General features: G+C 31.3%; 10 protein-coding genes. 4 read left to right on the top strand and 6 right to left on the bottom strand.

The window, feature by feature from the left end; all coding sequences use genetic code 11:
* Window positions 1–216 precede the first annotated feature (216 nt).
* The gene (locus tag WAF17_RS18700) at window positions 217–1467 is read right to left on the bottom strand and encodes a hypothetical protein (RefSeq protein ID WP_338762978.1); all 1251 of its coding nucleotides are present in this window, start codon (window positions 1465–1467) and stop codon (window positions 217–219) included.
* A 237-nt stretch (window positions 1468–1704) separates the two neighbouring features.
* Between WAF17_RS18700 and WAF17_RS18695 the strand changes: the two genes are divergently transcribed.
* Window positions 1705–2826, top strand: coding sequence for a sensor histidine kinase (locus WAF17_RS18695; RefSeq protein WP_338762976.1), 1122 nt, complete (start codon window positions 1705–1707; stop codon window positions 2824–2826).
* A 6-nt stretch (window positions 2827–2832) separates the two neighbouring features.
* The gene (locus tag WAF17_RS18690) at window positions 2833–3537 is read left to right on the top strand and encodes a response regulator transcription factor (RefSeq protein WP_338762974.1); all 705 of its coding nucleotides are present in this window, start codon (window positions 2833–2835) and stop codon (window positions 3535–3537) included.
* 100 nt (window positions 3538–3637) lie between these two features.
* Here WAF17_RS18690 and WAF17_RS18685 read toward each other — a convergent pair whose 3' ends face one another.
* Window positions 3638–5605 carry a PDZ domain-containing protein gene (locus tag WAF17_RS18685; protein WP_338762972.1) on the bottom strand — a complete coding sequence of 656 codons (1968 nt, stop codon included), beginning with the start codon at window positions 5603–5605 and terminating at the stop codon, window positions 3638–3640.
* 98 nt (window positions 5606–5703) lie between these two features.
* Here WAF17_RS18685 and WAF17_RS18680 point away from each other — a divergent pair, with 98 nt between their 5' ends.
* Entirely contained in the window at window positions 5704–6162 is a 459-nt protein-coding gene (locus WAF17_RS18680) for a GNAT family N-acetyltransferase (protein WP_338762970.1), read from the top strand.
* Between the two features lie 57 nt (window positions 6163–6219).
* Here WAF17_RS18680 and WAF17_RS18675 read toward each other — a convergent pair whose 3' ends face one another.
* On the bottom strand, window positions 6220–6906 hold the full coding sequence (locus WAF17_RS18675) for an MAE_28990/MAE_18760 family HEPN-like nuclease (RefSeq protein ID WP_338762968.1): 687 nt from the start codon (window positions 6904–6906) through the stop codon (window positions 6220–6222).
* A gap of 12 nt (window positions 6907–6918) precedes the next feature.
* Window positions 6919–7950 (bottom strand): DUF262 domain-containing protein, encoded by a 1032-nt coding sequence (locus tag WAF17_RS18670; protein WP_338762966.1) that lies wholly within the window; start codon window positions 7948–7950, stop codon window positions 6919–6921.
* 313 nt (window positions 7951–8263) lie between these two features.
* On the opposite strand from WAF17_RS18670, the gene uvrB reads away from it, so the two are divergent.
* Window positions 8264–10294, top strand: coding sequence for an excinuclease ABC subunit UvrB (uvrB, locus tag WAF17_RS18665; protein WP_338762963.1), 2031 nt, complete (start codon window positions 8264–8266; stop codon window positions 10292–10294).
* A 5-nt stretch (window positions 10295–10299) separates the two neighbouring features.
* Here the strand turns inward: uvrB and WAF17_RS18660 are convergent, their stop codons facing one another.
* Together WAF17_RS18660 and WAF17_RS18655 are read right to left on the bottom strand one after the other, a co-directional pair.
* On the bottom strand, window positions 10300–11046 hold the full coding sequence (locus WAF17_RS18660) for a hypothetical protein (protein ID WP_338762959.1): 747 nt from the start codon (window positions 11044–11046) through the stop codon (window positions 10300–10302).
* Complete coding sequence (locus WAF17_RS18655; RefSeq protein WP_338762957.1) at window positions 11033–11890, bottom strand: hypothetical protein; 858 nt, start codon at window positions 11888–11890, stop codon at window positions 11033–11035. Before WAF17_RS18655 ends, WAF17_RS18660 begins: the two co-directional genes overlap by 14 nt.
* Window positions 11891–11911 lie beyond the last annotated feature (21 nt).

The following is an 11911-nucleotide window of genomic DNA, read 5'->3' as shown; positions in this document are numbered from 1 at the left end:
TATCTTTAGTAAGTTGTTTCATTTCTATCTAAAAGAAAACATTCAATAAAAAAGCCTTGACAACAAAAATAAATTTCACTGTCAAGGCTAAAATAAAGATTTTAACTTTTATTTCTGCTTCGTAGAAAGCCAATCCTTATACTCTTATACTTTTTTTTATGATTTTCTCATAAAGTTAGACTACATGGTATAGAGTATTTTGAAAAAAAGTAAGTGTTAATTTAAGTGCTTATAATTTATGATTCGCTCATCTTGGGTATATTTTTCAGGGTTAAAATCTGACTGATAGAATGAAGTAATAAAAAAATCATATACAATTTGATTCTTATGTTGGCTCATAAACTGACTATCAATACTACCTGTAACACCTACCCATCTAAATAGAGCAGAAAAATAGTTCATGTCACAGAAGTTGCTATGTTCTGCCCCTCTAAACATCAGAGTTGGATAGTGTTGATTATTTTTATCTCGGAAATTACCAAAGTAACTTAACGTTTTTTTCTTTGGGTTTGAGCGTGCTAAGAATAGAATATTGGCATCTGATTTTTTATCATAAAAATCTCCATAAACAGTTCCATCCATATTTATAGCTGCACGTATAGAACTATCTTTTAAGGTAGCATTGATAGCAGCGTTTCCACCAAATGAAAAACCCATTGAGCCTATTTTAGAGGTGTCAATTTTTTCAAAGAAAAAGTCACGCCTTTTAATCTGTGCTTCTTTCATATAATCAATAGCTGTAATAATATCATCTGACCAAATATCAGAATACCTATTTCTTGATTCCAAATAGGGATGTTTTCTGATTGCCAACAAGCTACTATCTAGTACAGATTGTTGTTCAGCATTATCAATACTTCCATACAAAGTTTTAATAAGTGGTTTGTCAAGAGTATCAAATAATGGAATTGTCTTTGAATCTATTATAGTTTTTTCATTTATTGGTGCAAAAACAGCCTGATTTAGATGTGTAATAGCCACTATAATAAACCCTTTACTTGCCAAGCTCTCAAAAAGGTCAGCATTTTCAGATGCCCAACCACCATACTGATGAGAGTAGGTAATCATAGGAAACTTACCAGTAGCAATAGGAATATTGAAATAAGCATTTGTCTTGATCTTGAGTATTTGTTTGAGTCCTACCCTTTCAAGTAGTGATGGGTTTTTAATTACTTCTTTTACCGATTGTTTGCCTCCCTCAATAGATGAAGCCTTTTCTTTATTAGTCACTTCTATTGCAGGATACCATATTTTTAGATATACTGTTCTATTGCTATCCACAAATTGATGAAAGTCAGCTACTCTGTTTGTAGTAATGATTCGGTGAGTAACACCTACATTATATTTTCCTTCTGGTTTAGGTAAATCTACTTGTCTTGCTAATGAGTTAAAACCTAATATAACTAAAACAACTAATGTAAAAAGTGTAAAGGCAGCAAGGCGCAACGTTTTTTTAATGATTTTCATATGACTAAATTAAAATGAGTTTATGATTTTTATCAAACATAATTGCTTGTACTCTCTACTCCTATTTAATATGACCAATACAAAAGGAGCAAACTCAAATTCTATTTAAAATGCTATAAATGAGGTTTAATATGAAAACCATATTGTATGATTCAAAAATAATGGTATTGGTCACATTTATTTTGTTAGCTTTTTACGAATAATTATTTTCACTTATAAATCAATTACTCTGAAACAATGAAAATCAATAGAAATAATTTTATAAATGTGAGCTACAAAGAAATAATCATTGGAGGCTTACTTACTATACTGACTTTTGCGATAGTGGCAATTTCTGGAGGTTTTATTGTTCGCTTTGAGGCTATTGTTTTACCTCTCTATATTGTTATACATGTTTTTAGTTTTTTGATTTGCTGGCTAATCATTACACTTTTGGTTTCTAGGTTTCCATTGTATAAGGTTTTGGGAGTACTTGGGTTGCTCTTTTTGGGAGCAGTAGCAGAGTATTATTTGCGTACTCCAGATAATCCAATTACTACTCCTCTTCTTCTTTTATTTTGGATGGGAATTAGCTATTTAGTAGTTCCAACATTTTTTGAAAAATATCAAGTAGCTATTATTTTCATTTATGGAGCTATAATTACCTACTTTTTTGTGTTTAGAACGACAACAAACTACGCTGAAAATTATCGTCCTGTGATTACAAGTTTTTTGATACTTTCTATTTCTGTAACACTTTTAACATGGATTTATGAGCGTTGGAAGTGGGTAACTACACTAAGGGCTGATAAAGTAAATGCAGAATTAATGCTTTTGAAAAGTCAGATTAATCCACATTTTTTCTTCAATACTTTAAACAATTTGTATGGACTTGCCATAGAAAAATCAGAACGCACTCCTGAAATGATACTAAAGCTTTCAGATATGATGCGTTACACAATTTATGATGGAAGAGCTGATAGTGTTGAGCTGAAAAATGAGATTGCCTATATGGAAGATTATATTGAGCTACATAAAATACGCTATCAGAAAAAAGTGGATATTACTTTCCAAAAGAACATTACTCATTCTCACAAAATAAGTCCAATTTTGTTAGTAATACCCTTAGAAAATGCTTTTAAACATGGTGTAGAAAGTTTGTTAGAAGAGGCATTTATTGATATTCAAGTAACTACCACAGATTCAGAAATATTTTTCCGAATCAGAAATAATTATTCTGCAATAGAAAAAGGAAATATAGGCATTGGCTTAGAAAATCTAAAAAAGCGACTTTCCATGACATATCCAAAAAAACATGAATTAATAATTACCAAATCAACAGATATTTATGACTTACAATTATCCATCAAAGTAATTTAAGATAGTATGAAATATTTAATTATAGACGACGAACCGATAGCACATCGAATCATAGAGAGTTATTGTAAAGAACTAACGTATCTAAAAAAAGTGGGCAATGCTTATAATGCCATAGAAGCATCTGTGATTATCTCTAACCAAAATGTAGATTTAGTATTCTTAGATATTAATATGCCTAAAATTATAGGTTTTGAATGGCTGAAAACATTATCACACCCTCCAAAAATAATCGTAACAACTGCCTATAAAGAATACGCTTTAGAAGGATATGAATTGGATATTGTTGATTATTTACTCAAACCTTTTTCGCTTACACGTTTTCTAAAAGCAATAAGTAAAATTAATATAGAAAGAAAACAGATTTCATCTGATACTCATCATACTGATGCAATACAAGGAAACTATATTTTTCTGAAAGGAGATAAAATGTACCATCAGCTTTCGATGCAAGATATTTTGTTTGTAGAAGCTCTAGGAAATTATACTAAAGTTTATTTGGCTGATAAAATGATTCTGACACACGAAAAAATCTCTATGATGGAAGAATTACTTAGAAAAGAAAAGTTTTTACGTGTTCATAAATCGTTCGTTATAGCAGTAGAAAAAATAGAAATAATTATAGGAAATCAAATTATCATACAAAATCATAAAATACCCATCGGACAAACCTACCGAAGCAGAATCAACTCACTCATCAATAGAAGAAATTAGAGGTTTTAGAGAGTTTCTAAAAGAAAAATCCTACACAAACAAACTAGCAATCTGTATGTGTAGGAGAATAATATAAGCTATCTTGAAATATTTTTAGTTTTTATTTCTGCTTCGTAGAAAGCCAATCTTCACGCTCTTCTACTTGTTCCTTTGTCGTAATTGGTTCATTCTCTGCTAAATAAACCAAGGCACGGTAGGGAATCTGAACAGGCATTACTTCTACGCTATTCTTTTTGCCGAATCTTTCATACGTAACTCGTACAGCTTTTCCTTTTTCTAAGGTTGCTAAAATTTCTCTATAATCATTCACAGAAGTAATTAGTTTGTCATCTATACTTACCAAAACATCGCCTTTTTCTAATCCTGCATTATAAAATGGCGAATCATAAAGCATATAATTTGAAATAGTAGCATTTTTTTCTGTTTTCTTTTTGTCAATATCAAGTCCTAACTTTCCAAACCAAACTTTACCTTTTTGAGTAAGCTGAAAGTGCATTGCCACGGTATTTAATAAAGTATTATAGTCTGGTAATTCATTTCCTTCAATGTGTTTTTGAAAGAAATTTTGAGCAAACTCTTTATCATTTACTACTTCTGCCAATGTTCTTTCAAGGTCTTTCATAGTATATGGCTTTTCCGTTTTACCAAACTGCTTCCATAATTCTTGCATATAATCATCAAGACTTTTATCAAAACGTTTTCTCATTTCCATGTCCAAAGCTAAACCCATAACACCACCATAATAATAATAAGTAATGAAGGTATTGTAGTGAGAAAGTGGGTCGTTTGCTGTGGCTGCATCTGCAAAAGCTGCTTGTTGGCTCATTTGAGCAGGAGAATGAAAGTTATGACCAGGAGAAGTCAGAACATAATTTAGCATTCCATTCATCAAATCTGCATACCTAGTTTCATCAATAATACCAGCACGAAGCATAACCAAATTAGTATAATAAGAGGTAAAACCTTCTCCAAACCAAAGTTCAGACGACATATTTGTACTAGAAAAATCAAAAGGTTCTAAAGATTGTGGTCTAAGTCTTTCAATATTCCAAGCGTGAATAAACTCGTGAGCAACTGTAAATAAATGATTATTATCTAATTTATCAACATCTGTAATAATAGTAGAATTTCGGTGTTCCATTCCATCGCCGTGTGCTGTTGGCTGATAATTCAGAAGGAAAGTATAAGTTCCGTAATCAAAAACAGGTGCTTCTCCGAAAAGCGCAATTTCTTCTTTTACAATTTTCTTTATTTTTTCTACATATTCAGTTGCTTCTTTATCAGTTGTTGGTGTGCCTGTTTTATTGAGAGCAACTCTAAAGTTTTGATTGTCTTCTTTCCATTCGCTCCAAAATAAATTTCCTATCAAAACAGGAGAATCTAACAAATAATAATAGTTTGGTGCATAAAAAGTAGAATCATTGATTTGTGGTAATTGTGTTGCAACTGTCCATTTCTCATCATTATTATCTTTAAAACTATTATTTTGAGGTAATGAAAAAGTTACTTTTATTGTCTGGGCATCTTTATCTTCTTTGTTTTTTCTGATAGAAGCATCTTCTTCAAAATTCTCATCATAGAAATTATCTAGCAAAAGATACGTAGCAGGAGCATTCAAATGAGCTTGAATTGTATTTATTCCAGAGTAAGTCCCATCTGCATAATCTGCAAAAAGTGTATATTCAACTTTCATATTATCGCTTGGTTTCAACACATTCCAAGAATAAGGTGAAGTACGAACGACATCTAATTTATTTCCATTTACATCAAAGGCATTTACAGAATAAACATTTTTGGCAAACTCGTGCAGCGCATAACGACCAGCCGAACTTCTACTCATTCGTAACTTTAAAGGCTCACCTTTTGGAGCAGTTGGAATAGAAACAGTAACTTTTGCTGTATGATGAACACGATTAGAAAAATCAAAATGATAGGCTACTTTTGTAGTATTTTCGTTTTTAGTTTCCGTTTTGTCCTGTGCTTGAATGCACGAAATATTCAGACTAAGAAGTAAAAAAACAGCTAAAAAAAACTGTTTTTTATATTTTTTGAGGGAATGAAATAACATGTTTTTGGGTTAATGTAGCACACTGTTCAGAGTGTGAAAAGTATTTTGTATAAAAAATAAAGACAAAGATACCTTTTTGAAAATCAGTTTACAATTTTATGAATATTACTTATCAAAAACTTACAAATCAAGATTTACCTTTACTCAAAGAACTTATCAAAATTTTTGAAGAAGTATTTGAAATGGAAAATTTTGTTTTACCAAACGACAAGTATCTACAAAGCCTTTTAGAAAATGAAAGTATGATTTTCTTTGTAGCTGCTTTAGAAAACGAAGAAGGAGAAGTTAAAGTTCTTGGTGGATTGAGAGCCTATATTTTGCCTTCGGTTTATTATGCTAGTTCTGAAATATATTTGTATGATTTAGGTGTTACACCAACATTTCAACGACAAGGAATAGGAACTAAGCTAATGGAAAAACTAAAAGGATATTCTAAAGGTTTAGGATATAAAGAACTATTTGTACAGGCTGATCTGGAAGATAAACACGCCCAAGATTTCTATAAAAAAACAGGTGGACAGGCTGCCGATGTAATTCATTTTTCGTATGAATTGTAATGTTCTTGAATTATAAAAAGAAATATTTTGAATCAGCAGGAAATAGATTAGTAAACACTATTTTTTATATTTTTCCTGCAAAGCAGCTTGATAGAGTTTATTTTTAACGTTTTCCATCAATGTCATCGTAATTTCTCGCACATAAATAAAACTTTCATAACTCACTAATAAATATTTGCCGTGAGCCACTTCATTTCTTACATCTACTAATTTATCTATTTCATTTTCAACTATTTCTGTACTAATACGTCTTTCATTTGTACTAAAGTTTCTCTCCCTACGCTCTATGGGTTCAATATTTTGTATGGTCAAACCTACTTCTGCCAAAATATCCACGAACACACCAAATCTCAAATTGGACTTTGTGCTTACATTTGTATCTGTAATATAGGCTCTGTTTTCTAATCCGTTTATTAAAAACTCTATTTTACTTACTTCTTGATAAACTCCTTTTTCGTTTGCACCCTTAGGACGGATTATTCTTGCTATAAAACAAGGTTTTAATTCTTTCAAAGTTAACTTTCTCAGTTTAACATAATCAATATAATGTTGAAAAATAGCTTTAGTAAAACCTTCCCAATGTGCGTATAGCATAACATAATTTGCACGTAATAGAGCTGGTTGTTCTGAATTCTTCTGTTTTGGAAGTTTGTCGTACAATATAGTTAGTTCTTTCCTACGCCAGTTCAATTCCTCATCTAAATTATCACTAAACATTTCTAGGGTTCTATTATCCTTTGCCATTTTGCAACTATTTTATTTTTTGAAATATTTTTTTGCAAAAGGAATTTGTTTAGGAAGCCTAGAACGTGCAGGAATACCAGGTCTTCTATTATCTAGAAATACTTCTTCAGCCCATATATTTTTTATCTTTTCTTTTAGTAATTCTTTATCTTCACTCGTATTGTAATCATTAATATTGTAAGCTACTCCTACAGCAATGGGATCATATACAGATTCTAAAAATCCTCCTACGAACTTATCATTTTCCGTATCATATCTTCTGAATATATTTTTGCCTATAGTTTTTAGTATCCTAAAAGTCTTTTCAAAACGTTCTTTTTCTTCTTGAAAATTAAAATCTTTTAATTGGTTTTTTGCAATTATTTTTATTTTTTGCGTTATAAATTCATTAATAGAATTTAATTCTTTAGAAGTTGCTTCAAAGTGAAGTAGAACCATATAACGCAAAATCAATTCCATATCATATTGCTCTTGTTCTAATCTTTCTGGAATAGAAATACAAGATTGAAAATTAGGACTTTCAGATAGTTCCTTTAACCACCTGTATAAATCCTTATTTAACATTACTAAAAGACTATTTCTGATTTCTTGTGGAGAAAGACTTGAGCCATTTGAATTTAACCTTTGAAAAACTTCAAATTTTGCATCTTTATCAGATTCTTTTTTTATTATTTCAATGGTAATTCTAGCTCTTTTTATCTCTAATCGTACCACTTGTGATAAAGACTTCCAAGTAACGCCTTCTAGATTCTGTAATTGTTCAGTAGCTATTAGTGTAGAGGGAATGTAGGTTTCGCCTTCTTCTCCTTTTTTTAATATTCCCATAAATTCTAACAAAGTAGAAACTCTTTGTAAACCATCGACTAACTCCCAGTTTCCCTCTTCTGTTTGATAAACAAAAATTGGGGGAATAGGAATGCCTAATAATATAGATTCAATTAAACTGGTTTTTTGAAATATATCCCACCTAAAAAATCGTTGAAATTCAGGATTAATTATTATTTCTCCATCTCTATATAAATTAGTCAATTCTCCAATAGACATAGCATAACTATCAGTTTTATACTCTTTTTTCCTATTTTCTATTTCCTTTATGAGATTATCTGATGATACTACCATTATATTTATTTTTATTTTTTTTAGTTAAACTTTTGTTTTCAAATATAAAGATTAGTAAAGAGTTTTCAAAGTGATATTTTTGAGACCAATTATATAATCACAAACTTTCAAAATAATTTCTCAAAACTCAAAAAACATTTTCCTATTAGTTAGTTATCTTTCTTTAGATTGATTCAATTATATTTTACTCATTACTAGTATTTAACTGGTAACTGATAACTATTTACTGGTAACTGCAATGAAATTTCGTGTAGATTCTCCCTACAAACCCACAGGCGACCAACCAAAAGCCATTGCTTCTTTAGTAAAAGGCATTGAAGAAGGTGAAGATTTTCAAGTGCTTTTGGGTGTAACAGGTTCTGGAAAGACTTTTACAATGGCAAATGTCATTGAAAAGCTAAATCGTCCGACACTAATTATTAGTCATAACAAAACGTTAGCTGCACAGCTCTACGGAGAGTTCAAACAGTTTTTTCCCGATAATGCCGTCGAATATTTCATTTCATATTACGATTATTATCAGCCAGAAGCCTACATTTCGGCATCGGATACCTATATCGAAAAAGATTTAGCTATCAATCAAGACATTGAAAAACTTAGACTTAGTACGACAGCTTCTTTACTTTCTGGACGAAAAGATGTTATCGTAATTGCTTCTGTTTCTTGCATTTATGGTTTGGGAAATCCAAATGAGTTTGCAGAAAATAGTTTAAAGGTAAGTACAGGAGATATGATTTCTCTCAATGCTTTTCTGTTGGATTTAGTAGCCATAATGTATAGCAGAAGCGAGGAAGAGTTTGTTAGAGGGACATTTAGAGTAAAAGGAGATACCGTCGATATTTATCCTGCCTATGCTGATATTGCATATAGAATTTACTTTTGGGGAGATGAAATAGAAGCAATCCAACGCATAGACCCAGTTTCAGGAAAGAAAATCAATGATGAAGAGTACATGCTTTTGTTTGCTGCAAGTCTTTTTGTAACGAGCAAAGACACCATAACAAGAGCAATGGAAGAGATAGAATTTGATATGGAAGACCGAATCCGTTTTTATGAAAACGAAGGGCGTTTTGAAGAAGCTGCACGTATAAAAGAACGCACCGAGTCAGATTTGGAAATGATGAAAGAATTGGGTTATTGTTCTGGAATTGAGAATTACTCACGTTATTTTGATAATCGAAAAGCTGGAGAACGTTCATTTTGCCTGTTAGATTATTTTCCAAAAGATTTTTTATTGATAATTGATGAGAGTCATGTAACTGTTCCACAAATTCGTGCGATGTGGGGAGGCGACCGTTCTCGTAAAATTGCCCTTGTCGACCACGGCTTCCGACTTCCTGCTGCGCTTGATAATCGCCCCCTTACGTTCAATGAATTTGAATCGATGATTGACCAAGCTGTTTTTGTTACGGCTACTCCTGCTGATTACGAATTGCAAAAAAGTGAGGGTGTTATTGTAGAGCAAATTATCCGACCTACTGGACTGCTTGACCCACTTATCGAAGTGCGCCCGACACGCACTCAAATAGACGACCTTCTGAATGAAATTGATAAAACGATAGCTAATGGAGAACGTGCTTTGGTTACCACAATTACGAAGCGAATGGCAGAAGAATTGAGCCGTTATTTTGAGCAGCTACAAATGAAAGTGCGCTACATTCACTCCGACGTAAAGATTTTGGATAGAATAGAAATTATTCGTGAGCTTCGTTTGGGTGTAATTGATGTTTTGATTGGTGTAAATATGTTACGTGAAGGATTAGATTTACCAGAGGTTTCTTTAGTGGCGATTTTAGATGCAGATAAGGAAGGATTTTTGAGAAATGAACGTTCACTGATTCAGACTATTGGACGTGCTGCACGTAACTCAAATGGTCATGTAGTTATGTATGCTGATAAAATTACGCCTTCGATGCGCCTTTCGATTGATGAGACAAACCGTCGTCGCAAAATTCAGCAAGAATACAATGAAGCCAATGGAATTACGCCAACAACAGTATTTAAGTCAAAAGAGGCTATTATGCAACAAACTTCGGTAGCTGATGCCAAGTCATTGCCAAAAGAATTTTACGAAGAGTCTAAAATGACCGTCGTAATTGACCCAGTAATAAAGGGAATGGATATAAAAGACCTCACAAAAGTAATTGACCAAACCAAAAAGAAAATGGAAAAAGCAGCCAAAGACCTCAATTTTATGGAAGCTGCACGTCTGCGTGATGAGTGGCAAGAATTACAGAATTTGAGAGAAGAGAAAGTGAAGGCTGAATAGTTATTTTATTTTATCTCTTCATACTCAAAAGGCTTTAGTTTCTTTCCTTTCTGTGGTTTGATTTGATACCTTTTTCTTATTGTATCTGTTTTTGTGTAGGTATTGATTTGAAAAGTGATGGGTTTTAGAGAATCTTTGGGAAAAAATAATTTCCAGTTGTAATCCTGTTTGCTATTATTGTGAACTAATTCAGCCGTTTGCTTAGATAAATCCATTTCTAAAGGAAAACCTACACCATAAAAGCCAAGTGTACTGTCACTTTCTTGAATAATAGAAATAATGCTAAAATGACAACCAAAAGAACCAATTTTCATATATTCAGTATATAAAGAACGATAGGCATTTTGATGTAAATTTAATTTATAGATTTCTTTTACTATTTGACTTTTAGTAGTTACAAACTCCTGTTTTTGTTCTTCTTTAAAAACAACTTTTGAAGAGTCTGGTAAAATTTCTATCACATTTTTGAAAGCAATTTCATTATTTTTATAGTATCCATCTATAAAATCGTAACTGCTTCTTATGTCATTATATACTTTCATATCTCTAGCGTTATTACCATCATTGGCAATAGTTTGTCTAAGTTTTTTAAGTTGCTCTTGCCAAATTAATTTATTGTTTTCTGCTACAAAACTATTTGTATTATTGATTGCTGTCAATTCTTTATCCTCATCAGAAATAAAGTGAGCAACCATTACAATTCCAAAAGTTACCCACAAAAAGAGTGAAACATATAATTTAATAGATTTCATGATAAACGGTGTCTTGTTGTGAAAGATTTATTTTGATTTTCATGTTTCTGTCTTTCTTATTTCTCAACTCTGAAGGAATAATCAGAAATCCTCTTTTGTCAAATTTAGTTTCTAGACCCTCTGGAGAATGAAGTTTTGTTATAGTTGTATCAAAAGGAACATGATAAGTAATTGCTACACTAAAACTATTGGGATATTCTGAATCCCAAAATATATGAGGCTTTAAAGAATAATTAGACATTTTTGCAATGACAGGATTTAAAACCTTTTCTTGGTAGAGAAAATTTACATCTTCATAATACAGTTTAGCTAATTGAGTTTTGAAACGCTGTAAATGATATTGATTTTGTAGTGTATCATCAGAAAAATAAAGTTGATTAAGTTCCTTATTTGATAAATTATCTTCTAAAGTAAAATCTTGATAGCGTTCTTTGAGTGAACTATCCATTTTAATTGCTTTATCTATATAATTTTCAAACGCAGAAGTAATTAGAATTTCTTGTTCTTTTTGGAGCTTATTTTTATCAAAAATTTGATAAATAATTTCTTTGTTTAGTCTTTCCAATTTATTTTTTGATGAATCCAACTCTACTGAAACATCTCTCAGACAGTAAGTATAATAATAATCTTTGTTTCTGATATTGCTATTTATTCTACTACCCAAATGATAATACATTACTGATAAATCTTTTATTTCCTTTATGCCTTCTACAAAAACAGCTTTCTCCTCCTCCGTATATTTCTCCCTAAAAAAACTATCATATCCCACCCAAGCAAAAGCAATCAACAAACAAAATGCTGGTAAAATAGGGTTGAATGGATTTAATTTTTTGATTAATTTCATTATTTATTCAGTTTAATATAT

The organism is Bernardetia sp. ABR2-2B (genome assembly GCF_037126435.1).
Lineage (GTDB): Bacteria > Bacteroidota > Bacteroidia > Cytophagales > Bernardetiaceae > Bernardetia.
Note: the sequence above shows the minus strand (reverse complement) of the source record. Positions and strands in the feature narration are given on the sequence as shown.

Coding starts and splice junctions, on each gene's coding strand:
- WAF17_RS18700 (WP_338762978.1), bottom strand. CDS start 1,467: ATGAAAATCATTAAAAAAACGTTGCGCCTTGCTGCCTTTACACTTTTT.
- WAF17_RS18695 (WP_338762976.1), top strand. CDS start 1,705: ATGAAAATCAATAGAAATAATTTTATAAATGTGAGCTACAAAGAAATA.
- WAF17_RS18690 (WP_338762974.1), top strand. CDS start 2,833: ATGAAATATTTAATTATAGACGACGAACCGATAGCACATCGAATCATA.
- WAF17_RS18685 (WP_338762972.1), bottom strand. CDS start 5,605: ATGTTATTTCATTCCCTCAAAAAATATAAAAAACAGTTTTTTTTAGCT.
- WAF17_RS18680 (WP_338762970.1), top strand. CDS start 5,704: ATGAATATTACTTATCAAAAACTTACAAATCAAGATTTACCTTTACTC.
- WAF17_RS18675 (WP_338762968.1), bottom strand. CDS start 6,906: ATGGCAAAGGATAATAGAACCCTAGAAATGTTTAGTGATAATTTAGAT.
- WAF17_RS18670 (WP_338762966.1), bottom strand. CDS start 7,950: ATGTCTATTGGAGAATTGACTAATTTATATAGAGATGGAGAAATAATA.
- uvrB (WP_338762963.1), top strand. CDS start 8,264: ATGAAATTTCGTGTAGATTCTCCCTACAAACCCACAGGCGACCAACCA.
- WAF17_RS18660 (WP_338762959.1), bottom strand. CDS start 11,046: ATGAAATCTATTAAATTATATGTTTCACTCTTTTTGTGGGTAACTTTT.
- WAF17_RS18655 (WP_338762957.1), bottom strand. CDS start 11,890: ATGAAATTAATCAAAAAATTAAATCCATTCAACCCTATTTTACCAGCA.